The 26,891-nt window shown below is 58.5% G+C and carries 31 protein-coding genes and 1 tRNA gene; 20 read left to right on the top strand and 12 right to left on the bottom strand.

The features are described from left to right. Positions 1–184 precede the first annotated feature (184 nt). Positions 185–1,195 (top strand): ACR3 family arsenite efflux transporter, encoded by a 1,011-nt coding sequence (arsB, locus tag NW839_RS02650; RefSeq protein ID WP_414350070.1) that lies wholly within the window; start codon positions 185–187, stop codon positions 1,193–1,195. Positions 1,196–1,478: 283 nt separating this feature from the next. On the opposite strand, the gene tilS is transcribed toward arsB, so the two are convergent. Together tilS and NW839_RS02640 are read right to left on the bottom strand one after the other, a co-directional pair. Then, on the bottom strand, positions 1,479–2,462 hold the full coding sequence (gene tilS, locus NW839_RS02645; RefSeq protein ID WP_414350071.1) for a tRNA lysidine(34) synthetase TilS: 984 nt from the start codon (positions 2,460–2,462) through the stop codon (positions 1,479–1,481). A gap of 53 nt (positions 2,463–2,515) precedes the next feature. Beyond that, positions 2,516–3,685, bottom strand: a complete 1,170-nt coding sequence (locus tag NW839_RS02640; protein ID WP_414350072.1) for an HrcA family transcriptional regulator — start codon at positions 3,683–3,685, stop codon at positions 2,516–2,518. Between the two features lie 359 nt (positions 3,686–4,044). On the opposite strand from NW839_RS02640, the gene NW839_RS02635 reads away from it, so the two are divergent. From NW839_RS02635 to NW839_RS02625, 3 genes are all read left to right on the top strand, one after another. Continuing rightward, complete coding sequence (locus NW839_RS02635) at positions 4,045–4,347, top strand: urease subunit gamma (RefSeq protein ID WP_011433938.1); 303 nt, start codon at positions 4,045–4,047, stop codon at positions 4,345–4,347. Positions 4,348–4,396: 49 nt separating this feature from the next. Beyond that, positions 4,397–4,825, top strand: coding sequence for an urease subunit beta (locus NW839_RS02630; protein WP_414350073.1), 429 nt, complete (start codon positions 4,397–4,399; stop codon positions 4,823–4,825). 122 nt (positions 4,826–4,947) lie between these two features. Then, on the top strand, positions 4,948–5,202 hold the full coding sequence (locus tag NW839_RS02625; RefSeq protein WP_414350074.1) for a hypothetical protein: 255 nt from the start codon (positions 4,948–4,950) through the stop codon (positions 5,200–5,202). Between the two features lie 95 nt (positions 5,203–5,297). On the opposite strand, the gene NW839_RS02620 is transcribed toward NW839_RS02625, so the two are convergent. Both NW839_RS02620 and NW839_RS02615 read right to left on the bottom strand, forming a co-directional pair. Continuing rightward, complete coding sequence (locus tag NW839_RS02620) at positions 5,298–7,733, bottom strand: endonuclease MutS2 (RefSeq protein ID WP_414350075.1); 2,436 nt, start codon at positions 7,731–7,733, stop codon at positions 5,298–5,300. 7 nt (positions 7,734–7,740) lie between these two features. After that, complete coding sequence (locus tag NW839_RS02615) at positions 7,741–7,911, bottom strand: hypothetical protein (RefSeq protein WP_414329021.1); 171 nt, start codon at positions 7,909–7,911, stop codon at positions 7,741–7,743. Positions 7,912–8,206: 295 nt separating this feature from the next. Here NW839_RS02615 and NW839_RS02610 point away from each other — a divergent pair, with 295 nt between their 5' ends. The 6 genes from NW839_RS02610 (at position 8,207) to NW839_RS02585 (ending at position 11,508) form a co-directional block, all read left to right on the top strand. Further along, positions 8,207–8,611, top strand: a complete 405-nt coding sequence (locus tag NW839_RS02610; RefSeq protein WP_011433941.1) for an NIL domain-containing protein — start codon at positions 8,207–8,209, stop codon at positions 8,609–8,611. A 108-nt stretch (positions 8,612–8,719) separates the two neighbouring features. Then, the gene (gene ndhL, locus NW839_RS02605) at positions 8,720–8,941 is read left to right on the top strand and encodes an NAD(P)H-quinone oxidoreductase subunit L (protein ID WP_414331907.1); all 222 of its coding nucleotides are present in this window, start codon (positions 8,720–8,722) and stop codon (positions 8,939–8,941) included. A 28-nt stretch (positions 8,942–8,969) separates the two neighbouring features. Next, positions 8,970–9,284, top strand: coding sequence for a DUF3007 family protein (locus NW839_RS02600; RefSeq protein WP_414344410.1), 315 nt, complete (start codon positions 8,970–8,972; stop codon positions 9,282–9,284). A 340-nt stretch (positions 9,285–9,624) separates the two neighbouring features. After that, positions 9,625–10,140, top strand: a complete 516-nt coding sequence (locus NW839_RS02595) for a response regulator (RefSeq protein WP_414380461.1) — start codon at positions 9,625–9,627, stop codon at positions 10,138–10,140. A gap of 273 nt (positions 10,141–10,413) precedes the next feature. After that, positions 10,414–11,337 carry an NAD(+) kinase gene (locus NW839_RS02590; RefSeq protein ID WP_011433945.1) on the top strand — a complete coding sequence of 308 codons (924 nt, stop codon included), beginning with the start codon at positions 10,414–10,416 and terminating at the stop codon, positions 11,335–11,337. Positions 11,338–11,427: 90 nt separating this feature from the next. After that, a tRNA-Leu gene (locus tag NW839_RS02585) sits at positions 11,428–11,508 on the top strand. Positions 11,509–11,584: 76 nt separating this feature from the next. On the opposite strand, the gene NW839_RS02580 is transcribed toward NW839_RS02585, so the two are convergent. The 3 genes from NW839_RS02580 to NW839_RS02570 form a co-directional block, all read right to left on the bottom strand. Further along, complete coding sequence (locus tag NW839_RS02580) at positions 11,585–12,076, bottom strand: pentapeptide repeat-containing protein (protein ID WP_414332111.1); 492 nt, start codon at positions 12,074–12,076, stop codon at positions 11,585–11,587. A gap of 167 nt (positions 12,077–12,243) precedes the next feature. Then, the gene (locus NW839_RS02575; RefSeq protein WP_414350077.1) at positions 12,244–12,540 is read right to left on the bottom strand and encodes a hypothetical protein; all 297 of its coding nucleotides are present in this window, start codon (positions 12,538–12,540) and stop codon (positions 12,244–12,246) included. A 64-nt stretch (positions 12,541–12,604) separates the two neighbouring features. Beyond that, positions 12,605–12,778: a hypothetical protein gene (locus NW839_RS02570; RefSeq protein WP_011433948.1), complete on the bottom strand. Its 174-nt coding sequence runs from the start codon at positions 12,776–12,778 to the stop codon at positions 12,605–12,607. A 25-nt stretch (positions 12,779–12,803) separates the two neighbouring features. Between NW839_RS02570 and lptB the strand changes: the two genes are divergently transcribed. Beyond that, entirely contained in the window at positions 12,804–13,532 is a 729-nt protein-coding gene (lptB, locus tag NW839_RS02565) for an LPS export ABC transporter ATP-binding protein (protein WP_011433949.1), read from the top strand. On the opposite strand, the gene NW839_RS02560 is transcribed toward lptB, so the two are convergent. Next, positions 13,529–14,998, bottom strand: coding sequence for a pyruvate kinase (locus tag NW839_RS02560; protein ID WP_414350078.1), 1,470 nt, complete (start codon positions 14,996–14,998; stop codon positions 13,529–13,531). The genes lptB and NW839_RS02560 overlap by 4 nt on opposite strands. 254 nt (positions 14,999–15,252) lie before the next feature. Here NW839_RS02560 and NW839_RS02555 point away from each other — a divergent pair, with 254 nt between their 5' ends. After that, positions 15,253–16,374, top strand: a complete 1,122-nt coding sequence (locus NW839_RS02555; RefSeq protein ID WP_414350079.1) for an LptF/LptG family permease — start codon at positions 15,253–15,255, stop codon at positions 16,372–16,374. 72 nt (positions 16,375–16,446) lie between these two features. Further along, a complete protein-coding gene (locus tag NW839_RS02550; protein ID WP_414328994.1) occupies positions 16,447–16,599 on the top strand; it encodes a hypothetical protein in 153 nt (50 codons plus the stop codon). 76 nt (positions 16,600–16,675) lie between these two features. Here NW839_RS02550 and NW839_RS02545 read toward each other — a convergent pair whose 3' ends face one another. The 3 genes from NW839_RS02545 to upp all read right to left on the bottom strand — a co-directional run bounded on the left by NW839_RS02545 (position 16,676) and on the right by upp (position 19,214). Then, entirely contained in the window at positions 16,676–17,383 is a 708-nt protein-coding gene (locus tag NW839_RS02545) for a tetratricopeptide repeat protein (RefSeq protein ID WP_414328993.1), read from the bottom strand. After that, entirely contained in the window at positions 17,370–18,254 is an 885-nt protein-coding gene (locus tag NW839_RS02540; RefSeq protein ID WP_414350080.1) for a hypothetical protein, read from the bottom strand. The genes NW839_RS02545 and NW839_RS02540 overlap by 14 nt, the downstream gene beginning before the upstream one ends. A 270-nt stretch (positions 18,255–18,524) precedes the next feature. Further along, the gene (gene upp / locus NW839_RS02535; RefSeq protein WP_011433955.1) at positions 18,525–19,214 is read right to left on the bottom strand and encodes a uracil phosphoribosyltransferase; all 690 of its coding nucleotides are present in this window, start codon (positions 19,212–19,214) and stop codon (positions 18,525–18,527) included. A 571-nt stretch (positions 19,215–19,785) separates the two neighbouring features. Between upp and NW839_RS02530 the strand changes: the two genes are divergently transcribed. The 4 genes from NW839_RS02530 (at position 19,786) to NW839_RS02515 (ending at position 23,602) form a co-directional block, all read left to right on the top strand. Next, positions 19,786–20,862, top strand: coding sequence for an ABC transporter substrate-binding protein (locus NW839_RS02530; RefSeq protein WP_414350081.1), 1,077 nt, complete (start codon positions 19,786–19,788; stop codon positions 20,860–20,862). Positions 20,863–21,278: 416 nt separating this feature from the next. Beyond that, positions 21,279–22,547 (top strand): FAD-dependent oxidoreductase, encoded by a 1,269-nt coding sequence (locus NW839_RS02525; protein WP_414350082.1) that lies wholly within the window; start codon positions 21,279–21,281, stop codon positions 22,545–22,547. Beyond that, on the top strand, positions 22,535–22,732 hold the full coding sequence (thiS, locus tag NW839_RS02520) for a sulfur carrier protein ThiS (protein ID WP_414350083.1): 198 nt from the start codon (positions 22,535–22,537) through the stop codon (positions 22,730–22,732). The genes NW839_RS02525 and thiS overlap by 13 nt, the downstream gene beginning before the upstream one ends. Before the next feature lie 42 nt (positions 22,733–22,774). Beyond that, positions 22,775–23,602: a thiazole synthase gene (locus NW839_RS02515; RefSeq protein WP_414350084.1), complete on the top strand. Its 828-nt coding sequence runs from the start codon at positions 22,775–22,777 to the stop codon at positions 23,600–23,602. An 86-nt stretch (positions 23,603–23,688) separates the two neighbouring features. Here NW839_RS02515 and NW839_RS02510 read toward each other — a convergent pair whose 3' ends face one another. Then, entirely contained in the window at positions 23,689–24,315 is a 627-nt protein-coding gene (locus NW839_RS02510; protein WP_414350085.1) for a class I SAM-dependent methyltransferase, read from the bottom strand. A gap of 176 nt (positions 24,316–24,491) precedes the next feature. On the opposite strand from NW839_RS02510, the gene NW839_RS02505 reads away from it, so the two are divergent. From NW839_RS02505 to NW839_RS02495, 3 genes are all read left to right on the top strand, one after another. Beyond that, complete coding sequence (locus tag NW839_RS02505) at positions 24,492–25,223, top strand: M50 family metallopeptidase (RefSeq protein ID WP_414344389.1); 732 nt, start codon at positions 24,492–24,494, stop codon at positions 25,221–25,223. A 131-nt stretch (positions 25,224–25,354) separates the two neighbouring features. Beyond that, positions 25,355–25,495 (top strand): hypothetical protein, encoded by a 141-nt coding sequence (locus NW839_RS02500; RefSeq protein ID WP_414344387.1) that lies wholly within the window; start codon positions 25,355–25,357, stop codon positions 25,493–25,495. A 139-nt stretch (positions 25,496–25,634) separates the two neighbouring features. Then, positions 25,635–26,750, top strand: a complete 1,116-nt coding sequence (locus NW839_RS02495; protein WP_414350086.1) for a glycosyltransferase family 4 protein — start codon at positions 25,635–25,637, stop codon at positions 26,748–26,750. Positions 26,751–26,891 lie beyond the last annotated feature (141 nt).

The raw sequence follows: 26,891 nt of genomic DNA, 5'->3' as shown, positions 1-26,891 counted from the left end.
CCCTGATTCTTCCGTTGACCCGGTCGATCCCGCTCTGGGCAAGGGTTTCAGGCCCCTCGGCGGAGAAAAACAAGGGGAAATTGCAGCCGAAAACAAGACCTCTGGACAAGGGTTATAATGGGGGGGAGTCGCTTCCCTTCGGGGAAGTGGAATTAATGGAAACGCTGTAATTAAATTTCAACCCATGAAGTTTTTTGAAAAATACCTTACCGTTTGGGTCTCGCTATGCATTGCTGCAGGCATTGGTCTTGGGAAAATACTGGGGAATTCTGTTTCGGTGCTTGAAAGCTGGCAGATATATACCATCAACATTCCGGTAGCGGTGTTGGTTTGGATGATGATCTACCCGATGATGGTACAGATTGATTTTTCATCGATAGGCGGTGTTTCAAAAAATTGGAAAGGGCTGGCGCTGACAGTTACTGTAAACTGGCTGATCAAACCTTTCACCATGGCATTGTTTGGATGGATTTTCTTTAAAAATCTGTATGCTACCTGGATCACTCCGGAAGATGCAGACCAGTACCTGGCAGGCGCCATTCTGCTGGGTGCCGCACCCTGCACAGCCATGGTGTTTGTGTGGAGTTATTTGGTAAAAGGCGATGCCAATTATACGTTAATACAAGTTTCAGTCAACGATCTTATTCTGCCGGTTGCATTTGTACCCATTGTAAAATGGCTGCTGGGAGTAACCAACATACAGATACCGTATGAAGTACTGATTACTTCGGTGTTTGTTTTTGTTGTTATACCGCTAACTACGGGTTATCTGACCAATCGGATATTGCCTCAACGAAAAGGAAAGGATTGGTTTGAACAAAAATTTCTTCCGGCACTTCGTCCTGTTTCCATACTAGCATTGCTTTCAACCCTGGTTTTACTCTTTGCCTTTCAGGGCGAACACATACTGGATCATCCATACACCATTTTGTTGATAGCCATACCACTGACCATTCAAACCTACTTCATATTTTTTATAACCTGGCTGGGTGGAAAATTGCTCCGTTTATCACATCCGGTTTGTGCACCGGCTGCGATGATTGGTGCCAGTAATTTTTTTGAACTCGCAGTTGCCGTGGCCATATCACTTTTTGGTCTTAATTCAGGTGCGTCGTTAGCCACGGTGGTTGGTGTACTCATAGAAGTACCCATCATGTTATCGTTGGTAGCCATCGCTAACAGTTGGAGGTATTAAATAAATCCAGATTAAGTAACATTTCCCCATCCACTTCGCAATTGGAATCTGATTCTGGCGGCGGTTTGAGAAGCATACGGGCTTAAATCTATTGTCTTGGTTGCCCATTGTGATGGGGTAGGTACAAATGCAGTGGTCATATCAGGTGCTGTAGCCAATGGACTCGGGCCTGTATTATTACCATAAGATGCTAATCGTATCCAAGTATTGCCACAATCAGTGGTGATACTTACTATTAATGAATCAGTCGCTTCCCTTCGGGGAAGTGGAATTAATGGAAAAATTAATGGAAACAAACCAAGTGATCCCCTTTCACTTCCAGCCAGTGCCCACCTGGATAATCGGGGCTACGGCTGCCGCGCCCTGCCTTGAGGAGTCGGATCCCGGCTTCTACCTGTTCAAAGGTGGGGTGGTGGGGCAACACCAGGGACAAAAACTGGAACATTACCTGCCGCTGCAGAGCCAAGGGGGCAGCCTGCAAGGGATCCCGTCGCAGCCCTGGCAAAGCGGGCTCATATACCTGTGGCCATAGCTGAGCTGCTTGAGCTACCACCAGCTCATGTTCTGCTTGCAGCAGTGTGGCAGCCCGATTCAGGGCCGCTTCCAGTTGCGGGTTGAAGTGCTGTTTCAAGTAAGGCATCACCTCCAGGCGGAGACGGTTGCGGCCATGGGCCAGATCTTGGTTGCTGCGATCCGGCCAGACCGGCAATTGGTGCTGCTGGCAAAATTGTTCGGTTTCCCAACGGTATAGACCCAGCAGGGGTCGCACCACCTGGGCAGAGGTGGGATCCCGGTCGTCTAGGTGCCGCTGCCAATCCAGGCTGCTCAGCCCGGCGGCTCCTGTTCCCCGCAACAAGTTCCACAAAAACGTCTCTGCTCGATCCGTGGCCGTATGCCCCATCACCACGGCGCTGCAATCCCAGATGCGGGCCCATTTGTCCAGTTGTTGGTAGCGCCAAGCCCTGGCCCCTGCCTCATCTCGGCGGATGGGATCCGCAGTCTCAACGGCATGAGGCAGTCCCTGCTGCTGCAGCCACCCCTGCAAAAAGCGAGCACACTCCGTTTCATCTGCCGACCAGCGGTGATCGCAATGCAAAACGAAGAGCTGCCAGCCCCAGCGAGGCTGTAGATCCCGCAGGATTTGGAGCAGGCAAAAAGAATCTTGCCCGCCCGAAAAAGCCACCAGCAGCCGCTGGCCAGGGTGAAGAAGTTGCCGCTGCCGAATGGCGCACTGTACCCGCAGGTGGAGAGGAGAGAGCCTGGCCACAGCTTGTTATTGCTCAGGTGCAACCCAGACCCTGCCTGCCTTCATGGGATCCCTTAGGCAAGAGCCCGGGTCAGATGAGAGGCCACCGCCTGCACAGCAGCAATGCTGCGCTCGTAGGCCATTCGGGTCGGCCCCAGCAAGGTGACCGTACCCAGAGGAGCTGAGCGACGGTGGTAAGTGGAGGCGATAACCGTACAGTGGTGCAGAGACTCCAGTGGATTCTCGCTGCCAATGTAGATGATCACCGGGGTCTTGCGGGCAGACTGTCCCGACTCCTGATCCATCTCCGTTGAGCTCGGCAGAGGAGGCAGATACGCCAACTGCGGATCACCCCCATCGGCAAAATGGAGCCCAATCATCCCCTGAAGTTGCTTGGCTCCCTCCTCGATCAACTGCATCACTGCCTGCACCTGCCGGGCCTGGGAAAACTCCGGCTGACGCATCAACTCGGCCATACCGGCACTGAACACCTGCCCCAGAGAGGGCTGTAGACAGCGTTGCACCACCGAGCGCAGCAGTTGCTGCAGCCAATAGCCGTAGGTACGAAATTCTTCATCCAGTTTCAGCCAGCTCAGATCCTGCAACTCGGCAAAGGTTTTGCCCCGCAGCTTCAGGGTGAGAAAGTTGCTGAGCAATTGCAATTCATCTTCCAAATCCTCTCGGGAGTCGCTGGGCCAGTCGGGGGGGCTGACCAGAGCTGAATGGGTTTGATAGGAGTCGGTTACCACCAACACCATCACCCGCCCTGGCGCTACCGACACCAACTGCACATGATGAATGGCTACCACCGGCCCCTGAGGAGGAGTGATGAGAGCAATGCAACCGCTCAGATGGGCCAAAAGCTGAGCTACCCTTTGCAGGAGGCTGTCTAGGTCGTCTACCAGCTCACGGCCAAGCTGATCCATCAACTGTTGCAGAGCGGGATGGGGATCCGGCTGAGGAGCATCGTGAGGGATCCCACCGCTGTTGGCAGAGGTCAACAAATCGTTGACATAAACCCGATAGCCAAAGTCGGAAGGAACCCGTCCGGCGGAGGTGTGGGGCTGAAACAGTAACCCCACTTGCTCAAGGGTGGCCAAGTCGTTGCGAATGGTGGCCGTGCTCACCCCAAAGTTATAGGACTGGGCCAAGGTTTTGGAACCGACAGGTTCAGCCGTCGCAATGTAGCTGCGCACCGTCGCCCAGAGAATCTTCCGCTGGCGGGGAGTCAGTTCGAGTTTCATAGCCGATCAAAAGAACCCAGTCAACACCTATCTATCTAAAGGGAAGTGCTAAACAGAGCCGGTAAATTGCTCCAGGATAGACCAACTCAGGGTTGAGATACGAATCTAGACAAACTTTCGCGTCTAAATACATCTGTATGCATCTATTGTTACTCTTTCATGACGGGTTGCCCAGGAAGGGAGTCGCAACACCCAATGCCGAAAGAGGTTGAGGCTGTGGGTTGTGCAGGAGAAAGGGAAATCCCCTCTAGCCTAGACCCCTTTTTTTGCCCAGAGGTGATATAAAGTTGAGTCAACTCTAGGCCAACTGGGCCTGCTGCTGTCCCCCCTGTATCCTTTTGTATCTTTGAGGTTGTCCCGTGTACTTATCCCCCCAGGAGAAAGACAAGTTGTTGATCTACCTGGCTGCCCAGTTGGCTCGGGATCGGCGGCAGCGGGGCCTCAAACTCAATTACCCTGAGGCGGTGGCCTACTTGAGCGCAGCAGTCTTGGAAGGGGCGCGGGAGGGGAAAACAGTCGCCCAATTGATGAGCGAGGGGCTGACGTGGCTGACCCGCGAGGACGTAATGCCCGGGATCCCGGAGATGATCCCGGAAATTCAAGTGGAGGCTACTTTCCCCGACGGAACCAAGCTGGTTACCCTACACCACCCCATTCGCTAGGGATCCCCCAGATGCTCCAAAGACCGAAAAACTTCAGGAGGTTGTCCCCATGCCCTCTGGCCGCAGATCCAAAACCACGCCTGGCGCCAACGCGGAGCCAGCCCTAATCCCAGGGGAACTGTTGCTGGCAGAGGATCCCATCCAAGCCAACGTCGGACGGGCCACCGTGACCCTGGAGGTTACCAACCGAGGGGATCGGCCCATTCAGGTGGGATCCCATTTTCACTTTTTCGAGGTGAACCGGGCCCTGGTTTTCGATCGCGCCGCCAGCTTTGGCATGCGCCTCAACATCCCTTCCGGCAACGCAGTGCGTTTTGAGCCAGGGCAAACCCATCGGGTAACGCTGGTGGCTTTGGGGGGCAAGGGGTTGGTGCATGGCTTCAATCGGCTCACGGAGGGCACGATACGCTCCGCTGCCCAGAAGCGGCTGGCTCTGGCCCGATTGCAGGAGTGGCTGGGTGAAGCAGCCCATCCGTAGGGGGAATATGCCCCCCTCAAGTGTGCAGCTTTGGGCAGCGGTGTCAAGGCTCAACCCCATCCCCGTCTCTGCTCAGATTCAGGACAGTAGGGCTATCCTATTTCTCCTCTAGGAGCTGACAGATGTCAGAGCGCGAGACTGTCTTGTGGATGTGGGTGCAAGGCTTGGGGCTAAATCTTTCTGGGTTGGCGCTGTTGGCAGCAGCAGGCGCCGCCTTTGGGCCTCTCAGTTGGACAGGTGCAACGGTGGCGGTGATGTTGAAGCTCATTGGGGATAGCCAACTGCTGCGGGGCTACTGGCTCTGGCAAAGCCAGCGACAACAGAGGGGATCCCAGCCCGTCAGCTCAGCAGCGGCAGTGCTCCACAGTCAAGCTTGAGACATCGCCCGGCACTTGTCCGGTCTCCGACTCGAGAATGCCAACGCGACCACCCCTACTCCCTTCTGGCACTGGCAAGCCTCACTGTACAAGCCTCACTGTAAATGAGCCACGGTCACTCCAGTACCGCCGTCTTCGGGATCAGCGGCTGAAAAACGCTGAACGCGCGGGTGATTTTGGAGATAAGCCTGGACGCCGGCTTTCAGGCGCCCTGTGCCGTGGCCGTGGATGATCCAAACCGGGCCGGGAGGAGCTTGGGCAAAGTGCTGTTCCAGAATGGCCTCAGCATCAGCAACGGTTTTCCCCCTCAGATCGAGGGTGTTCTGGCTGGTGCGCAGGTTCAGGGGAGCGGTGGCTGCAGGGGAGGGAGGTGGGGCTTTGGGGCGTTGGCGTTGCTTAGCCTGGTGTTCATCGATGGGATCCAACTGCCCCCGTGGCACTGTGAATTTGAGGATGCCGCTGCGCACTACATATACATCTCCTTCGATGGCGATCACTTCCCCCGTCTGACCCAAGCCTCTCAGCCGCACCCGATCTCCCACCTCTGGCACAAACTCCATATCCACAGGCGGCGGTGGGGGAGAGTAGCGCTGCTGGATTTGCGCCAGCTCGGCAGTAATGCGTTGGGGATCCTCTCCCTGCTGCAATCTGCGGATGGCGGCAGCCACTTCCTGACGGGCAGCAGCCAACAGGGCTTGCAGTTCTTGGTTTTGCTTGTGCTCCAGTTGAGCTTCTCGCTCGGCAATTTGGCGGCTGCGCTGCTGCATTTGTTGATGTAGGCTCTCCAGCTCTCGATGCAGGGATCCCACCTGGGCCGCCCGCTCTTCCAATTGAGCCCGCTGCGCTTCCAGGCCGGCAATGACCCTATCCACCTGGCTTTCCCCTTGCAGGTGCCGCTGGGCCCGCCGCAGAATCTCTGGATCCAACTGCAGCCGTTGGGCAATGGCCAAGGCGTTGGAGCGGCCTGGGATCCCCCACAAAAGGCGATAGGTGGGGGCCAGGGTGACCTCATCGAACTCCACTGAGGCATTTTCAAAGCCGGGATGTTGGTATTTCAGGGCCTTTAGCTCGCCGTAGTGGGTGGTAGCCAGGGTGAGCAGTGCCCTTTCCGAGAGGTACTCCAATAGCCCAGCCGCCAGGGCAGCGCCTTCGGTGGGATCCGTGCCCGCCCCCACCTCATCCAACAGGACAAGGGCCGGCTCCGGAGCAGACTGCAGGGCCTGCACGATGCGGCTGATGCGGCGGATGTGCCCTGAAAAGGTGGAGAGATTTTGTTGCAGCGACTGCTCGTCCCCAATGTCGGCGTAAACCCCGTCGAACCAAGGCAGCTGGGGCGGATCCTGAGCCGGCAGGAAGATCCCCGCCTTGGCCATGAGCACCAGCAGGCCCAGGGTTTTCAGGGCAACGGTTTTGCCGCCGGTGTTGGGGCCGGTGATAACCACGACACGAATGGAGTCCGAGAGGGTGAAGTCGATGGGGACAACGGCAGAGCCTTGACCCTCCGAAGGGGCAGCGGCGCGAGATTGCCAGAGCAGCAGAGGGTGCTTGGCCTGACGCAGGCGCAATCCTGCCGAGACAAACTGGGGACGATTGCCCTCCAGCCAGAGGCTGTAGCGACCCCGAGCCAGAGCCACATCCAACCCCACCATCACCCCCTGCAAATGCTCCAGATCGGTGGCCACGGCTGCCACCTGAGCCGAGAGCGCGGCCAAGATCCGCTCTTCCTCCGCCTGAATCTGAGCTTGGGTTTCTCGCCAGCGGTTGCCCAGTTCCACCACGGCGTAGGGCTCCACATAGAGGGTGGCTCCACTGGCAGAGCTGTCGTGCACAAGGCCGCGGATGAGATCCCGATGGGTGGCCTTCACCATCAGGACAAACCGTCCCTGCCGCTGGCCGATCAGGGTATCCTGCAGCGCCTGGGGGTACTGGCTCATCAACTGTTGCAGGCGCTCCTGGATCTGGCTGCGCTGTTGCCGTTGCTGCTGGCGCAGATTGGCAAGGGCAGGGCTGGCGCTGTCCCGCACCTCGCCATGTTCCTCCAGGCAGCGGAAGATCTCCTGCTCCAGCTCCGGGTAGGTGCGCAGGGTGCTCACCCAAGTTTGCAAGCATGGCAGATGGTCGTGGTCGTCGATCAGACGACGAATGCGGCGGGCTGCCCCCAGAGTTGTAGCGATCTGCACCAGCTCTTCCCCGCTCAGGATCCCCCCCCGTTCGGCCCGTTCCAAAGCCGGCAGCAAGTTGTGGATCCCTGCCATGGAAAGGCCCCCCGCCTGTGTGCGATCGAGGCGGATCGCCTCTTCCGTCTGCTCAAGGTAGGCTTCGCTGTCGGCGCGGCTCTGCCAGGGATCCAGCTCCAAGCAGGCGCGGCGGCCCAAGGGTGTGGCCGCAAAGGTGGCCAAGTGCTGACAAAGGCGGGGCCACTCCAGCAATTCCAAGGTTTCTTGCCGTTCGCCTTGGCAGGCCGTAGGCCTTGGGGAGGGATCGGGCTTGGAGAAGACTGGCAGCGGGTGCAAGGTGGGGACGGTGGGCATTAACCATTCAGTGATGCAAGGAACCCTGGAGACGCAGTTGCTTCATCTCTTGCAAAAACTGCCGTTGGTACTTGAGGAAGGCCGTGTGCCACTCGCGGAAGCGACGCTCGCCATCCCGCACCAGCATCTGGCGGTACTGCTCTGAGTTGAGACGGGGCTGAGCAAAAGATGGGTTCATAGGGATCGGGGACGCTCTCCATCCTATTGTGGCAGGCTCTGGGTCGGCTTCCACAGATAGCTTTTGGTGAGAGGGGCACGCTGATAATGGCGCCGTTGTCTCACGCGCTGCCTCTGGTGATCTTCCCAAGAAGCTGAGCTCACCGAAAAACTGGGTTCAAAGCCCCGCCCTACCGCTGTGGGGTTCGCCTTGGGTGTCCTGTGGAGGGTGGAAGTGAGCTGCATTCACGGCCAAACTGAACCTCACAAGCCTGCCATACTGAAGGAAGTTGCTGCACTCAAAACACTCAAGATCCGTGCGCAAACGAGTCACCCTCATTTTCCCCCGCCATTTGGTGAATGTGCCTCTCACCTATCGGTTGGCCAAAGACTTCGATGTGGCTGCCAATATCGTGCGCGCCAGGGTAGCCCCCAACGAAGTGGGTACTTTGGTGGTGGAGCTGTCGGGGGATATCGACCAGGTGGAAGCAGGATTGGAATGGGTACAGTCTTTGGGCATTGAGGTGACTGAACGGGCCAAGGAAATTCAAATCGACCCAGACTTGTGCGTGGACTGTGGATTGTGTACGGGAGTTTGCCCAACCGAGGCCCTGAAGATTTCTGCTCCCAACTGGAAGCTGGAGTTCTCTCGCAACCGCTGTGTCATGTGCGAACAGTGTGTTGCCACCTGCCCCGTTGGGGCGATCAGCACCAGCTTGTAGTCAGTTTGTGGTCAGTTGGCTGAGTTACGAACTCCCCCAAGCTGACAAATCCCTTTACAATCCTGTTAGATTTGTTGGACATAGGTCTAGCTGCGGAGCGCACTCGACATGGCTTCTACTACATCGTTGATTGGGTTAACTTATGCCGGTTTGGCTGTTCTCTATTTGCTGGTGCTGCCTCTGTTGTCTCTGCTGTATGTGGACAAACGCTGGACTTCAGGCAGTGCTTGGGAAAAGGTGTTGATGTTTTTCTTGGTCTTGTTTTTCTTTCCCGGCATGGTGCTCTTGGCTCCCTTCATGACGTTCCGGCCCAAGCCTCGGTCGCTGTAAGGTCAGCCGTTTGTCGGTTCACTGAGCCATGCGCAGATTGGATGTTCTTGCTATAGGCTTAGCCCTGCTGTTGGGGGGAGGGATCCTCTACGGCCTGCTGCTTTGGGCGGGCTTGGATACGGGGGCCGCGCAGCAGATATCGAGCGTGGTGCTTCTATTGGCCTGCTTGGGGTGGACTTTTGGCTACCTGAAGCGGGTGCTGCGGGGGGAAATGACCCTGAAGGCTCAATGGGCCAGCTTCGAGACCCAGCAACTTCAAGAGAAACTCCACTCGCTGTCTCCGGAAGAGTGGCAGGCCCTGCAAGCTGAATTGGAAAGCGAGAAAGAAGGGATCCCAGATTGAATTGAGCAAGACAAACGTTGAGGCCGTCGGACAGGCCGCACCCAGAAATGGGCTGTCGGCTGCTGGGGATCCGGATTTAATCCGGATTTAATTTGTAGAGTGTTGGGCCTAAACAGCAGCACTTGTATATCCGGTCACCATTTGCTCCTCTTAAGGATGCTACATTGCGCCTTGCACAAGATTCTGGCGTACGACGGATTATTAAGTGGTGCAAGCCTTTGCCTTTCCTTCTACTCGCATATCTCCATCCACTGTGAGAAAAACCATACTGCTAGCTCAGGGCCAGCCCTCGCAAATTCATCTCTGGAAGTTGGCGCTGGAGTCTCAGGGGCACTCTGTGGTGCCGATTTCCCCACGTGAAGATCTGCTAGAGGCGGCAACAAGCCAGCCGCTGGATCTGATGGTGGTGGACATGACGACGGGGCTGTTTAACCCCTATGCCTTTTGTCGAGAGTGCCAAAGTAAGCTGCCCAACATCCCTGTTATCCTGACTCATCACCCCCGCCGCCACATCGAGCCCGCAGAGCGGCGCTGGGCAATTTATCAGGGGGCAGCAGATGTGATCCCCGGCTTGGCAGAGGCCGGCGACCTTCTCCACTCCCTCGAACGGATTTACGAGGCTGCCAGGTGGTTTTTGCCTATTGACACGGAGGCGCTCCACAGGGCTCTGAAGCAAGCGGGCTTATGGCCGGCGGAGGTCAGCCGTACATCTTCTTCCACCCCTCCCCCGCAGCCGAGCGCCCACTCCCCCACCGCCCCTCCACAACCCATCACCGCGGAAGGGGATCCAGGGCAAAAAGACTTGACCCCGCAGGTGAAGTACCGACTGATGTACCGGGGTCGCCCTGTCGATTGAGGTACTCGTTCCAACCTGCTGTCACTCGTTTTTCCTCGTAGCTTCTCGTAGCTTCTTGCCCTGCCAGGGTTGAGCTGCCGATTGGCAACGAGCAGGATGCAATCGCTGCAGCCCCGGGCAGCAGGGTATGGCCTCGCCATGCAAGCTACCCGTCTTGTTCAGCGTCAATGTATCAGCGAAGTCTGCTGGCAGAAATTGTGGAATGGATCACCTGGCCAGCAGAGGGGCCTGCAGAACTGATAGAGTTTTGGCACCTCTGCCTTCCCATTGCCCATGACCAAGCCCAAAGCCGGGATCCTCTACAACGACGCCAAACCCGCCGCCAAACGCAGCAGCGAAACCCTAGCCCGCTGGTTTCAGGAGCAGGGCTGGGAAGTCTGTGTGGCCCCCAACTGGGGCGGTATCCTCGGTTATGCCAAGCCCGACAGCCCCATCTGCCTGACCAAAGTAGATAGCCTGGCCCCGGCTGGATTTGATCAAACCATGAAGTTTGCGGTGGTGTTGGGGGGAGATGGCACCGTCTTGGCAGCAGCACGGCAACTGGCCCCCAAAGGGATCCCCTTGTTGGCGGTGAATACGGGCCATCTGGGCTTTCTGACGGAGACCTACCTTCCTCACCTAGAAGAGGCAGCCAGTGCCGCCATTGCCGGAGAATACACCCTGGATCGCCGCAGCATGTTGCTGGTGCAAGCCTACCGAGGGCAAGAATTGCGCTGGGAGGTCTTGAGCTTAAACGAGATGGTGTTGCACCGCGAGCCTTTGACCAGCATGTGCCACTTCGAGATCACCATCGGGGATCACTCACCTCTGGATGTGGCTGCCGACGGAGTCATCTTGGCTACTCCCACCGGCTCGACGGCCTATGCCCTCTCGGCGGGTGGGCCGGTGATCACACCGGGGGTGCCGGTTTTGCAGCTGATTCCCATCTGCCCCCATTCCATGGCGTCGCGGGCCTTGGTCTTCCCCGATTCGGAGGAGGTATGGATTAGCCCCGTTACCCCTCAGCCACTGGTTTTGGTGGTAGATGGAAATGCCGGCTGCTACATCATGCCGGAAGACCAGATTCGGGTGGTACGTGCCCCCTATTGGACAGATTTGATGCGCCTGCGCCGACCGGAATTTTTCCGGGTTATGCGAGAGAAGTTGGGGTGGGGACTGCCCCACGCTTCCAAGCCCACGTCGGTGGAGTTGCCTTAACTTTGCCGAGGCAGGACAAGCCATAGCTGCAAAATGGCCAATGCCCTTAACAACTCCACCCCTCTGTCGCTATGATGGTTAGGCTCGGAAGCGGATGTGGCGGAATTGGTATACGCGCACGTTTGAGGGGCGTGTGGCTTTGCCTTGCGAGTTCGAGTCTCGCCATCCGCATTACGCAATTAGTACGCGTTATTCATTAGTCCCTCTCCCAGAGAGGGAGAGGGGAAGCTGGCTTCGGCCTTTGGCACTATTCCCGAACGGCACCCTGCAGGCGTGCGCCCCAGGTGCGAGCAAAGCGCAGGTCAGCCCCAACCAGGTTGGCGTCGCGTAGATCGGCCCCCCGCAAGTCGGCGCCGTACAGGGATGCAGAAGAGAGATCGGCCCCCCGCAGGTTGGCCCCCCGCAAGTCTGCCCCCTCCAGGTAAGCGCCACTCAGGTTGGCTCCGCTCAATTGAGCCCGCCGCAAATTGGCCCCCACCAGGTAAGACTGGCTGAGATCGGCGCCCGTCAAGATGGTGCGCTCCAGATTGGCCTCGATGAGATCGGAACCGCTGAAATTGGCCTCCGCCAAATCCAGATTGCTCAGCTCAATGGATCCCAGGCGGCAGTTGGGACAGGTGCGGGAAGCCATGAGGTAGCGCATAAAACAAGAGTTGTAGGTTGTGGCTGCGGCAGAGGAAGCCAAGGCTGCCGTGGCCAGTAGTGCCCAAATGGCGGGAACTTTGAGATTGAGGTTCATGGTTACCAAGCCTCACAATTTTGAAGGTTTACGTGAAGGGACACAGCAGAGGGGGATGGTTCTGCGCTGGTCACATGATAGTGGCATCTTCTGGCTTCGGCCACTCCGCAGGTCTGTCTGGCCCACCTGATAGCAGGCTCTCTCAGGGCGGGATGACGTTTGGAGTCCTATCGTCCCGAAGCTGCCGGGCCGTTGCCAACACTGGGAAGGGGTGGATCTTTGAGCAGCGGCTGCACCCAATGCCAAGACAGTTGCCCCAACCCCACCAAAACCCCGAGTATTGCCGAGGAAGTCAGGACGCGATCCCAGCGGGTTTCCCGCCAGCCGGCAGGGCTGGTTGTTGGCCTTCTTGGGTTGAGTTTCTCGGCAACAGGAAGCGGGCGATGGCGCAAAAAGTGCCCACAGCGACGACAGCGATAATCGGAGTTGGAGTTGAGCCAGTAGCAAGCTGGGCAGCGAAGCATGGGAAGGCCAGGGATCCCCTAGTGAAATGATCCCATTTTGAGGGGGGCGAGCAGTTGCCGTGAGCTATGAGAACCCCATTAGGGATCCCTCCAGTTGGCTTGAGAGGGATCCACTTTGCCTACACTCCCCTGGATTGTGGGCGGGGTTTGGGGCATCTTTGAGGAAGTAGCCTGTGCGCTGCGGCAGCCGGGATCCCTGTCGGTTGGAGAGAATCAGCCCTACAGAATCAGTAAGCATTGATCAGCAGCCCTGTGCCGGCCCTATGCAGATCTACTTAGAAAACATCTGTAAGCGCTATGGCCGCCGTGAGGTGGTGAGCGACGTTAGCCTGAACATTCAGCAGGGGGAAATCGTGGGGCTCCTGGGCCCCAATGGGGCGGGGAAAACCACCACGTTCTACATCATGACTGGCCTGATCCAGCCCAACCGCGGCCATGTCTGGTTGGATGACCAAGATATTACCCACCTGCCCATGCATCGCCGGGCCCAATTGGGGATCGGCTACCTGGCCCAGGAGCCGAGTATTTTTCGTCGCCTCAGTATCCAAGACAACCTGCTGCTGATCATGGAGCAAACGGGGGTGCCTCGCCGCCTCTGGCAGCAGCGGCTCAACCAACTGCTGGAGGAGTTTCGCATCGCCCACGTGGCCCACAGCCTGGGCCTGCAGGTATCGGGGGGGGAGCGTCGCCGAGCGGAGATCGCCCGTGCCTTGGCCGCTGGGATCCACGGGCCGAAATTTCTGCTGCTGGATGAGCCCTTTGCGGGGGTGGATCCCATCGCGGTGGCGGATATTCAGGAGGTGGTGGCCAAGCTCAAGCAACGGGGCATCGGTGTTTTGATTACTGACCACAACGTGCGGGAGACGCTGGAGATCACCGACCGGGCCTATATCCTCAACGACGGGGCCATTTTGGCCAAGGGCACGGCGGCGGAGCTGGCGGCGGATCCCTTGGTGCGCAAGTATTACCTAGGAGAGAAGTTCCGCCTCTAGCGCCAAGAGTACAGAGCCCGCAGACGTTGGCTTTTCTTGTGTTGGTGGGTCTGCATACGGGCCAGCAGCTCATCCAGGAGGGCAACCGCCTCCAGCAGGTAGGGGCCCTTGTTGAGCATCACACATTCGGCGCGGGCAGACATCACCGCATCGGAAAGCTCAGGCCGCGAGGGCAAGCCCTCCTTGGTGAGCTGATCCAGCACCTGGGTAGCCCAGACCACCGGCACCTGGGCTGCCTCGCAGATCCACAGCAGTTCCTCCTGGATCTCGCCCAAGCGCAGCCAACCGATCTCCACGGCCAGATCGCCGCGGGCAATCATCACCCCCAGGGGCCGGCAGCCGGCAACGGTCGCGATCAAGGCCGGCAGGTTTTTCACCGCCCGCTGCGTTTCCATCTTGAGGATCAAGCCCAGATCGGGGCGAGCCTGCCGCCGCTCCAGCTCAGAAACCAGCAACTGCAAGTCCGCGGGCTGCTGGACGAAGGAATAGCCCACCAAGTCGGCATGCCGCACCACAAAGTCGAGGTCTTGGCAGTCTTTGTCGGTAAGGGAACGGATCTGGAGCTGACTGTCAGGAAAATTGAGGCCTTTTTCTGCTCGCAACTTCTTGCCCTGAGGGGCAACTTTGTCCACCTCCAGCACCACGCCTGCCGGCTCGATCCTTACCACGCGGGCGCCGATTTTGCCGTCGTCGATCCAAACACTTGCCCCTACCTGCAGGTGCGCCAAAACCTCCGGCAGGCTGCAGGTCACCTGGCAGGAGATATCGGCGCTGGCCTCAGGAACCTTCGCGGTGAGCAGGATGCGATCCCCGCGGTACACCTTGGTTTTGCCAGGGGGCATGGCCACTGGGCCGGTGCGGATCTTGGGGCCGGCCAGGTCCAGCAAAATCTTGCAACGCCGTTGGGTCTGGGCTTCGGCCTGGCGCAAGTGGGCCACCATTTTCTCCCACACCGAGGGCTCGTCGTGGGCGCAGTTGATGCGGGCCACGTTCATGCCCCGCTCCAACAACTGCAGCAACAGCTCCGGCTGCTCGGCGGCTTCGCTGGGCAGGGTCACCATGATGCGCGCGCGGCGATGGGGAGAAGGGGGGCCAAACAGCGCCTCGGCGTGCTGCTCTAGTGCCGTATCCCCGGCGTAAAACTCTTCATAGCTGGGTGCCGTATGGGTCAAACCCTGGGTGGCTGCCAAAATAGCAATCACCGCATCCAGGCTCTCCAGAACCCGCGACTCACAGCGCCCCAGCGAGGACAGCCCCGCAGCCGCCAGCTCCAGTTGCAAGCTGCGCAGATCCTGTTGGCGCAGCGCCAGGTAGCGCGCCAGGTTGTGGATGGCCGCAGGAGGGCTCGTAAGGCAGCCCCAAGCGGCCAAGTATTTCTGGGATCCCTCTACAACCTGCTGCCGCAGCTCCAGGAGCCGCTCCAGCAAACTCCTAAGATTGCAGGAGGGGGAAGAGGAGGAAACCATGTCGAAAGTCTTCCCAAGACAAACCCGGCCCAATTCTATGCCTGAGCTTACTTGGGGTCGATCATAGGCGGGTTAGGTTGAGAAAGGAAGGCGATAGCCTTTCATTGCCCAGTGTTCCGGTCTAGAGTCGTTAACAGCCTTCGGCTGTCCTGCCTACTACTTCCTTGGGTTGCGTGAAACTTCATTCTCTCCCTCCTGCCCGTTCCCGCGAGCGGCCTGACCACAGGCTCTCCCTCGTTTGCGCGGTGGGCCTGATGGATCGCTATGTCCTCTCGGAGATGCTGCTGCCGTTTCTCTTTGGGGTGGGAGCTTTCACAACCTTGGTGATGGCGGTGGGATCCCTGTTCGAGCTGGTGCGCCTGGTGGTGGAGGCAGGGTTATCGATTTCAGCAGCCTTGCAGGTGTTCGTGCTGCGGGCGCCGGGGATCATCGTTTTGACGTTCCCGATGTCCATGTTGCTGGCGACGTTGCTGGCCTATGGGCGCTTGTCTGCCGACAACGAGATCACGGCCTTGCGCGGATGCGGGGTGAGCCTTTACCGCCTCATGGTGCCTGCCCTCGTCCTCAGCTTGCTGGTGACGACGTTAACGTTTCTGTTCAATGAGCTGGTGGTGCCGGTGAGCAATCGCCAAGCGGCCACGACTTTGAACCGAGCTTTAAATCGGGATCCGGACTTCCGGCGGGAGAATATCCTCTACCAAGAATTTGGCGAGATCCTCATGCCTGAGCCGGACGGCACCTTTTCCCGGCGACAAGGGCTAACCCGTCAGTTCTACGCCCGCAGCTTCGATGGAAAGCAAATGCGCGGCATTATCGTCCTGGATTTTTCCAACGAGGCGCTCAACCAAATTCTGCTGGCCCAGCGGGGGCGCTGGGATCCCCAAGAGAATCTTTGGGTGTTTGAGGATGGCACCAACTACATCGTTTCTCCGGATGGCACCTACAGCAACATTGCCACCTTCAGCCGGCAGGAGTTGCGTCTGCCTCGCGCGCCGCTGGAGCTGGCTCAGGAGATTCGCAGCCCTGAGGAAATGAACATTCGGGAGCTGAAGCATTACATCGAGGTGATCGCCAGCTCTGGCGATCTGCAACGGGTGCGTCGTCTACAGGTCAGCCTCAACCAAAAGTATGCCATTCCTTTCGCGTGTCTGGCGTTTACCCTGATTGGGGTGCCTTTGGGGCTGCGCCCGCAGCGCACCGGTTCCTCTTTGGGGTTGGGCATCAGTGTGCTGATTATCTTTGCCTTCTATGTGCTGCTGTTCATCACCCAGGCGCTGGGACAAATTGGGACGCTGGGGCCAGCAATGGCGGCTTGGTTGCCCAACTTGATCTGTGCCGCCGTAGGGCTGGGGTTGCTTTACCGAGCCAATCAGTAGCTGCTGGGCACCGTTTCTCCAGATGTAGGATAAAACTGCCCAATGGATTCTCGTATTCTGGAGAGCTCCCCCATGGAAGTTCAAGCTTGGATGAATTGGATGTTTGGCGGATTAGCCCTGCTGATCTTGGGGGGAGGCATGCTGATGATGTTCACCACGGTGTTCACCACCAAAGGGCCCCAGCCCGAGGATTCTCAGTCGGATCCCCAAAAGGGGCGAGCCTAGCCCAAGGCCCGGTGACCAGTGGGATCCCTGGCAGCCGGCCCCATGCCTTAAGAAATAGTTAAAACTAGAGGGGGCTCTAGTCCCGCTCCCGTTGACGTAGCCGCTGCAGAGTCGAGAGAGGTTTTGTCTCCTCTGGCGGTTTTTGCTCAGCTGCGGTGGGCAGGGCGGCTGTTTCTGTTTTCTGAGGTTCGAGCAAAAGCTTGGCGGCTTCTGACTCAACGGCTGGAGGGCGAGCCGGGTTCTCCCCTTGTTGGCCGGGCAAGGGAACAGACTCCAGAGTGGCCAGCAGAGCTTGAATATGGCTGTGGGTTTCGGGATGGTTGCTGGCGGCATGGGCCAAGAGGGTGAGCTGCTCTTTGGCAGCGACCAGGTTCCCCAGCTTGAGATCCACCAAGGCCAGTTGATAGCGAGCCTTAAAGCCACTGGGATCCACCTCTACCGAGCGCTGAAAGGCAGCGCGGGCCTCCGCCAGCTTGCCCTGACGGGCGTAGATCAAGCCGAGGTTAAAAGGCACATCGGGATCCCGTTCGCTGGGCAGCACCAAGGTTTTTTCTTCCAGTTCAATTGCGCTCCGGTAGGCGTTGATGGCCAAGGTATGGAAGCCCATCTGCAGATAGCGAGCTCCGTCTTCCTTCAGTTGGGCGACCGTCGGCTCCCCTGTCAGTAGGGTCATGGGCGGTTGCGCGTGGGCAGGCATGGCCACCGCCAAGCTCAGCAGGCACCCCACCGTTTTCAGGCCTAAGGGTACAGCCTGACGACCAATCTGCTGCCTATTCATCACCATGATCTGTTTCCTCCAACCACATCAACACCACTTCATTCCACCCCTCTGGGCCGGGGAGCTGAGCCAATTGCCATTGGGGCAGGGCCTCACTCCAGAGGCTATCCGCAATTGGGCTGGGAAGCACCACTTTTTGCTCCGTCCACCGCAAAAAGGCCACATCGGGCGGGGAACAACCAATGCCCAAAGCCTTGATAGGGCCCAAATGCCGTTGATAGCAATCCAGCAGCCGCCGCACCGCCTGTTCCCCCGGTAACCAATTGGGTTCTGCGGCCATCGTTGGCTGCATCCATCCGGTCAGATACCATTGCGGCAGGCTAGAGAAGTGGAGCTGACGCACCCGCAGCAGATGTTGGGTGAGGTTGGCTTCTTGCTGGGCAAAAGCTTCCCGTAGGGTTTCGGGATCCCCGGAATAGCTGAAAATCTCACTGTACTCTCGCTGCTGCGCCCGCTCTGCCTCTTCCAAAGGGATCCCAGTGGCAGCGGCCAGCTCAGAGGCAGTCCAATCCCCAAACCCGATCAAATCCAAGTGGGACTCTTGACGCACCTGTTGCAGGATGCTGCGCAGGCGAGAATAGGGCAGACCCAAAGCATACACGTAGTAGGGCGGTCGGTGTTGCCACTGCTCGTCTAGGATGCCCGCCGGGAAGTAATGCTCGGGAACGTAAACGGCAGAGCCATCCTCACAGATGAACGGATGCTCCAGGCGCAACTGCCGCCGCACATGTTCCAGTTGAGCGCGGGTGCGCAGGCTGTAGAGCACCAAGGGAATGGAGCGGCGCTCTAGGGCAGCCAAGGCTTGTCGGGCAGCACCATAGCTGTTGAACTCTAGATCCAGCAAGCTGCCATCTAAACTGGTAAGGACAAGTCGCATAGGTGCAGGAAAGGGAAAGGCGCTGGCCCCGTCAAAATTTCAAGCAGCACGACCGGCTGAAGCGTCCTACAGTACCTATGATCCAATAGCTTGACCAACCTGAGGGGGATTAGCCTCAAATGCTCTCCCTCAAAGCATCTGGGTGAATGGGCAATCCGTGCGCCAGAAGTGGTAAAAGCTCGATTGAGCACTCCAGAATGCGTGTGTCGCCGAAGATCTTGGCTCAAAAACCAGCAGCAGAGAAGACAGACAGATTGAGTGGGTCAGTGGCTAGTTCTCTGTGCCGAAGGCGCGATCCCCTGCATCCCCCAGCCCGGGCAAAATGAACCCTCGATCGTTCAGCCGCTCGTCAATCATGGCGCAGAAGATTTGCACCATTGGGTAGTGGGATCCCAACCGCTGTAACCCTGGGGGCGCTGCCAATGCGCTGACAATTCTAACCAAGCTGGGATCCGCCCCCCGTTTTTTTAGCTCATCCAAAACCCAGAGCAGCGTGCCCCCGGTGGCCAACATCGGCTCGGGAATGAGAATGCGCATCTGTTCAGGGATCCGCTCTGGAAGGCGATTGAGGTAGCAACTGGCCTGCAGCGTTTCCTCATCCCGCACCATGCCAATGTGAAAGATCCGCGCCTGGGGCAAAAGGGCCTGACAGCCTTCCAGCATCGCCAAGCCAGCCCGCAATACAGGCACAATGCCCAGCAGGGTATCCGGCGCGATGACCTCTGCGGCAACGGGTTCCAAAGGGGTTTGCACCTGAACGGTCTGGGTGGGGATCCACTCCCGCATCGCCTCATAGGTTAGCCAGCGGCCCAGCTCCGACATGGCCGTGCGAAACAGGGGCATGGGCGTCTCCGCATCCCGAGCCACGGTTAGCCAGTGCTTAATGAGCGGGTGAGGGGGGACATAGACACGAAGCTGCTGACTTGCCACGGGAGAATGCCTCAATCTGGGCGGTAGCATAGCGGGTTGCCTTAGCAGAAAGCAAGCTCTAGAAAGCAAGCTCTCCAATTGGCCGCAACTCCATCCCGACCGGGGATAAATTGCCAACAGCTCCGGCAAATGCTCAAGGGGTGGGGCTCTTTGACCCAGCAAGATTGCGGCAGAATGAGATCTGCAGGTTACTTCGAGCGCCGGTCATGTTCGGTGGCTACAGGTTTGGGATAGATCGGGGCAAGGTTGGTTTCGGGTTTTGTTCCTCTTGCCATTTGCGAACTGAGGTGCTGGCCCCAGGGCAGCTTGGCCTCCCGCCGATGGAACCGAACGCCAATGGCTCTCGTCTGCAAGTGCCGGTAGCCGGAGATACCGCTCTGCCCAAGGGTTTCTGGCTTAATGGGGTGTCGCAAGTTACAGCCTGTTCACAAATTAAGGGATACAAAACTTAAGGGATACAAAACATCGTGTTTCTGAGGCTTGACTCCGATGAGGTTTAGAACAAGTAGGTTTACAACCGTATCCGTAGCCCCTCAATAGGCTGTACCTGCATCTTTGGCCCCCTCACACCTTGCAAGGATTAGCTTAGGGAGAATGGATTATGGCTTCGTCTCAACCCTCTGACTCGAACACCAACGCTCTGAGCCGCCGTCAACTTCTCAAGGTGGGGGCCGCAGCCCTTGGGGGCGGTCTGTTGGCGGCAGGGGGTGCCCAAGCTCAGCGCAAACCCTCTCCCACCCTGATCGTGGCTCAGGGATCCGGCCTGGATCGCGTTTCCTATGCTACCAACTGGTATGCTCAGGCGGAACATGGCGGCTTCTATCAGGCGGTGGCGACCGGCATCTACCGCGAGCATGGCCTGGATGTAACCATCAAGATGGGTGGCCCTGGCATCAACATCACCCAAGTTTTGGCCGGTGGAGCTGCCGAGTTTGCCATGGGGGGAAGCACAGGGGTGATCAATGCTGTGCGAGAAGGGATCCCTTTGGTGTGTGTGGCAGCCATTTTCCAGAAAGACCCGCAGATCATCATGACCCACCCCGGCACCCAGCGCTTTGAAGAGCTCAAGGGCCGGCCCATTTTCGTCTCGAAAGGGGGGCTTGCCACCTACTGGCCCTACCTAAAGGCCCGCTTTGGCTTCACCGACGATCAGGTTCGTCCCTACAACTTCAACCCCGGCCCCTTTTTGGCGGATCCCAGCTCAGCTCAGCAAGGCTATCTGACATCCGAGCCTTTTGCCATCCAACGGGAAGGGGGATTTGAGCCGGTGGTCTTCCTCCTGGCGGATTTGGGCTACAAACCCTATGCCACCACCATCGAAACCCGTCGCCAACTGGTGGAAACCAAGCCCGACTTGGTGCAGCGATTCGTGGATGCCTCTATCAAAGGCTGGTACAGCTTCTTGGAGGATCCCCGTCCGGCCTATCGCTTGATCAAGCAGGACAACCCGGAGATGACCGATGCCCAGTTGGCCTATAGCTTCGAGAAACTGCAGGAGTACGGCATCATCTTGTCCGGCGATGCGCTGGAAAAAGGCATTGGCGCCATGACCGACAAACGCTGGCAAGACTTCTTCGACAGCATGACGGTGGCCGGCGTATTTGAGCCAACCATCAACTACCGGGCTGCCTACACACTGGACTTCGTCAATAAAGGCACTGCCTACTACACTGCCTGACGGACTTCCACCCTTGGCGCTTCTCAGCCCAAGGGATCCCCCCTCGCCCCCAGTCCCTCTTCCACCAAGGGAGAGGGGAACTATAGTCATTTCAAACTAGATTGAGACACCCCCTAAACGCTCCGCGCCACTGCCCTCACCCCCATTCCTTCTCTCAGAGGGAGAAGGGGGCTAGAGGGAAATGTTTCATTCCGGTTTAATTGAGAATGCCAGAACACTGCGTGATCACCTCCCCCAACACCGCCAGCAACACCGGCACCCCCAGACGGATCCCGGAGACCAACAGCGAGATCAAACAAAAAGCTCCAAGTGAAAAGGCGTTCCAGCGAAGCTTGGCCCAGCACTCCATCAACAAATGCAGGCACAGGTGGGAGCAGATTCATCGCCGAGCTGGAAAGCCTATCATGGGATCCAGTATGGAATCCATTGTGTCAGCAGCGCAGGGCACTTTGACCCTTTCACCCTCCTCTTCTCCGCCAGACCCGCCAGCCAGTCTGACGGGCTCATTCCCCGCCGCTGACGCGGCAGGGATCACTTTGCCTTGGGCAGCGCAGCGGGATCCCATCCTTGTCCTCGGGGCTGGGCTGATGGGGCGTTTGTTGGCCGCCAGCCTTGTCGAGGTTGGGCATCCCGTCCGCATTGTGGAGGCGGCTCCTGCTGCTGCTGTTGAGAGCAGTGCTGCCCATTTTGCCGCTGCTATGCTGGCTCCCCTAGCCGAGTCTGCCATCGCCGAAGCCAGTGTGGTGGCCCAGGGATACTACGCCCTTTCTCGTTGGCCCTCTCTTTTGGCCAGCTTGCCGCAGCCGGTTTTCTTTCAGCAAGAAGGCACTCTGATCCTCTGGCACCGCCAAGATGCCGGGGAAGCCAGACGTTTCTCGTCCCTGCTGGCCGCTGTGGGGGAACACCTCCCGCATCTCCCCCGCCCTCAGCCGCTGGATGCCCAGGCTATTGCGGAGCTGGAGCCATCGGTAGCCGGGCGATTTGTGCAGGGTCTGTATCTTCCCCAAGAGGGCCAACTGGACAACCGCCAACTGTTGGCAGCTTTACTGGCCAAGTTGCGGCAGCACGAGGTGGAAGTGGAGTGGGGTTGCCCTTGGGATCTGAAGCAGGCCCAAGCTTGGCAGCAGCAAACCGGTGGGTGGGTTTTGGATTGCCGCGGCCTGGGATCCCAAAAAGAATGGGGCGGGCAAAAACTGCTGCGCGGAGTTCGGGGTGAGGTGGTGCGCCTGTATGCCCCAGAAGTCTCTTTGCGGCGCCCAACCCGGCTGTTGCACCCTCGCTACCCGATCTACATCGCTCCCAAGCCGGGTCAGGTGTTTGTGGTGGGGGCCACTGAAATCGAATCTGAGGATCGCTCGCCGGTGAGCGTCCGCTCCGCCCTGGAGTTGCTCAGCGCCGCCTACGCCGTACATCCTGCCTTTGCCGAAGCGCGTATCCTGGAATTAGGCAGCCAATGTCGTCCCACCTTGGCAGACCATTTGCCAGCCGTGGTGGAGCGCTCACCTCGCCTGTTGCAGATCAACGGCCTCTATCGCCATGGCTTTCTGATCTCCCCGGCCATCCACGATGCTGTCTTGGAGTATCTTCACCAGGGCAGTTGTCGCTTGGCCCAGCAGCTTGGGATCCCCTTTCAGGTGCAGGCTGCCCCTTTTTCCGGTGAGTCCCTGTCGCCATGCGTGTCTTGATCAACCAGAAGCCTTACGATTTGCCGGAAGGCACCACTTTGTCCGAAGCAGTGGCTCAGGTGGGGGCCAGCGGCCCTTTCGCGGTAGCGGTTAATCTGAAGTTTGTGCCACGTGCGCAGCACGAGCAAACCCGTCTGCAAGAAGGCGACCAGGTGGAGATCGTCACTCCGGTTGCTGGCGGCTAGTGCCCCCCTTGCTTCCTGCTCTGTCCTGACTTTGCCCCGACAATGTCCACCCTTCTCCAGCTTTCCCCCTCCACTTGGGCCAATGAGGATCCCTTGGTGCTCTATGGCCAACCATTGCCCAGCCGCCTGATGTTGGGTACGGCTCGCTACCCTTCGCCGGCCATCTTGGAGCAGGCGGTGGCGCGCGCGCAGCCCTGTTTGTTGACGGTTTCTCTGCGGCGGCAAGGGGCACTGGGGCCAGAAACTTCCCAGAGGTTCTGGGCTCTGTTGCAGAAGATGGGGATCCCGGTTCTGCCCAACACCGCCGGTTGTCACAGCCTGCAGGAGGTGATCACGACGGCGGAGATGGCGCGTGAGGTTTTTGGCACCGACTGGATCAAGCTGGAGTTGATTGGGGATGACTACACGCTGCAGCCGGATACCCTACAACTGCCGACGGCAGCGGCTGAGCTGATCCGGCGCGGCTTCAAGGTGTTGCCCTACAGCACCGATGATCTGGTGTTGTGCCAGCGGTTGCTGGATGTCGGCTGTCAAGTGGTCATGCCCTGGGCGGCCCCCATCGGCACCGGGAAAGGCCCCCTCAACCCCTACAGCTTACGCCTGCTGCGGGAACGGATTGAAGCGCCGCTGATCGTGGATGCTGGCTTGGGTCTGCCCTCCCACGCCTGCCAGGTGATGGAGTGGGGGTTTGATGGGGTGCTGCTGAACACGGCAGTGGCTTTGGCTCGGGATCCGGTGGTCATGGCTGAGGCCTTTGCAGAAGCGGTGCGTTCAGGCCGCCGAGCTTACCTTGCCGGGGCCATGATCCCTCAGGAGACAGCTCAGCCCAGTACGCCCGTCCTTGGCACCCCCTTCTGGCATCAAGGCTAGAGTCTTTTGGGCCTGTTTAGGGTTGCCATCTCTCTTGGTTTTCGTCAGTGGTGTGGAGCGCGTTGAGCAGCTCATTCGGCAGGCTGCTATCGCGAATGGGCTTGGATCACCTGTAGGGCTCCCCCAGCGTGCAAGGTTTGCCGGATGGACTGCCACCCCTGCTGATGCAAATACTCGGGCAAATCCAGCTTGAGCAGCTCCCAAGCGGTCTCGGTTTCAAAAAGGGCCAGAAAGAGGGCCAGACCAGGCCAGATCAGGGGTTGCCGAGGCGCATGCAGATCCAGGATCAAGAGTCCTCCCCCCGGCTTGAGCACCCGCCACACTTCCCGCAGCACCTGCTCCAAATCTGCGAAGGACAATTCGTGCAGGGCTAAGCTGGTATGCACCCAATCAAAGCTGGCATTGGGAAAGGGCATATCCTGGGCAAAGGCTTCCACAAATTCCACCTTGGGGAGGCGTTTGCGGGCCGCTGCCAGGGCTCTTGGTGAAGCATCCAACCCAATAACCTGCTGGCTCAGCTCCGCCAACAGTGGGGTCACTTCAGCCGGGCCACAGCAGAGATCCAACACCCGATCCTGGGGATGAATCTGGATCCCTTGCATGGGCAATCTCCGCAACCGCTCATATCCGCCCACTGCCAGGGCAGCCCCGCGACTGATGCTGCGGTAAAGCCAAGGAAATTGATAGCTCCAATCCCGCAGGAAGGTGGCCATCGCCAGGGATCCCTCAGAGTCTTTTTCAGCCTACCTGACCTACATCCATTGCAAACTGGTTTGAGACATATGTTTTTCTGGATTTTCTCGGGGTTGGCTTGGAACTCTCCTCTGCCGGCAGTCGTCTAAGAAGACGAGGCGTTTTAGGCTTTTTTCCGTCTACCCACTGCTGCTCTATGACTCAGTTTGAGCTGCCTCCCTCCCCTTCCGAGAAACCTGGCCGGCACAGCTTGGTTTGGTTGGTGGCTGCTGCAGGTCTGACGGTCTTGCTCTGGCAGCTCCCCTGGGGCAACTATATCCTCTACCCTTTTACGATTCTGGCCACCTGGTTTCATGAGATGGGCCACGGCTTGACGGCAGTGCTGTTGGGTGGGGAGTTTCATCGTCTGGAGATCTATCCCGACGGGTCGGGGTTGGCCTTTCACAGTGGGCACTTGTTTTTGGGGCCGGTGGGTCGAGCTTTGGTGGCCGCCGGTGGGCCAATGGGGCCCCCAATGGCCGGGGCGGTTTTTATCCTGGCTTCTCGTCGTCAAGGTACTGCCCAGTTGGGGTTGTTGGCTTTGGGATCCCTGCTGTTGCTGTCGGCGGTGCTCTGGGTGCGCTCTCTATTTGGCCTGTTGCTGATCCCGGCTATTGGGCTGGGGATCTTGGCGGTGGGCTGCTGGGCTTCCCCTTGGTTGCGGGGCTTTGCCGCACAGTTTTTGGGGGTGCAGGCCTGTGTGAGCACCTACCACCAGCTTGACTACTTATTTACGGCCTCTGCTGTGATCAACGGGCAGGTGATCCACTCCGATTCCAGCCAGATTGCCCAAAACTTGTTCTTGCCCTACTGGTTTTGGGGAGGGGTGATGGCGGTCTCTTCTTTGGTGCTGCTGATAACCAGCTTGCAGCTGACGTTCCGGGACTAGCCGGCAGGGGGCAAAGCCGCAATTTTGGCAGTGGTTCGTGTTATGTAAAAATCCGTCCTCTATCCCTGCCAAGTCGAGAAAACCGCCGCTACAGTAATGGGCAAGAGGAGTGAGGAGCTGAGGAGTGGAGCATGTGGCGGGATATTATCGGGCTGGCCCTGGCGGCGACCCTACTGTTGATCAGCAAAACCGCCGCAGACACGCTGGGCCAAAGCCAGGTGCAGACTTTCACCGAACCTGAGCCGATGCCCTACTCTGCACCGGTGGAGTGAGGTACTCAAGTCTGCTGACGGAAGTCGTAGCGGCGTTGTCGTTTTGTGCAACACTCATTCTAGAGTCTTTGAGGACTCCGTCCGAGTGGCGCGGTCGCAGCAGCGTTGCGGAGCAATAACAGTAGGCTTGGGATCCCTGATGCGCATAGCCCTATTTACGGAGACGTTTCTGCCCAAGGTGGATGGCATCGTTACCCGCCTCTGCCACACGGTGCGTCACCTAACCGCTCGTGGTAACTCGGTGCTCATCGTCGCGCCCCGGGGAGCCCCCCGGCGGTTTGCACGGGCACGGGTCTACGGGATCCCGGGGATGCCGCTGCCTCTGTATCCAGAGTTGAAGCTGGCTGCCCCCGGCCCGGCCATCGGCAAGTTGCTCAGCCGTTTCCGACCGGATGTGATCCACGTGGTGAACCCGGCAGTTTTGGGATTGGGGGGCCTCTACTACAGCCAGACGATGGGGATCCCGCTGGTGGCCTCCTACCATACCCATCTGCCGAAGTATCTGAAGCATTATGGGCTGGGCTTTCTGGAAGGGGTTTTGTGGAATCTCCTGAAGCTGGGGCACAATTTGGCGCGGGTCAATCTTTGCACCTCGACGGCCATGATGCACGAGCTGAGCGCCCACGGCATTGAGCGGGTGCAACTGTGGCAGCGGGGAGTGGATACGGAGTTGTTTCATCCCCAGGCTGCCAGTCCAGAGATGCGGGCTCGGCTCACCGCAGGGCAACCGGAACGGCCTCTCTTGCTCTATGTGGGGCGGCTTTCGGCTGAGAAGGAAGTGGGGCGGATCCGGGTGTTGCTAGAGCGGATCCCGCAGGCGCGCCTAGCTATTGTGGGGGATGGGCCAGAGCGGGGATCCCTGGAGCAACATTTTGCCGGCTACGATGTGGTGTTTACGGGCTATCTGCAGGGGGAGTCTCTGGCAGCGGCCTTTGCTTCGGCGGATTTGTTCGTGTTCCCCTCCCGCACCGAGACCTTGGGGCTGGTTCTGTTGGAAGCCATGGCTGCCGGTTGTCCGGTGATCGCCCCCCGCTGCGGCGGCATTACCGATGTGGTGGACAGTGGGCGCAATGGCTTTCTGTTCGATCCCAATTCGGATAGCGACTTTGTCCAGGTTACCCAGCAACTCCTGAGCAGCGTCGGGCAGCGACAGCTCTTCCGACAGCAAGCCCGCCAAGAGGCAGAACGTTGGAGCTGGTCGGCAGCCACCCAACAGTTGGAAGGCTACTACCGGGCTGTTATTGCCGCCGATTAGCGGTGCGGAGCATGACTCTAGTCAATAATAAGCTCAACTATACTGAAAATAATGTATAATATGTTCAGTATGGATTACTACCAGTTGATCTTTCTGTTTACTTTCGAGTCTGCCAACATGGTAGCCAAAGCAAAGCAGAAA

This window comes from Synechococcus sp. R5-15, assembly GCF_047462035.1.
Classification (GTDB): Bacteria; Cyanobacteriota; Cyanobacteriia; order Thermostichales; family Thermostichaceae; genus Thermostichus.
This window is presented reverse-complemented; position numbering and strand designations above follow the sequence as displayed.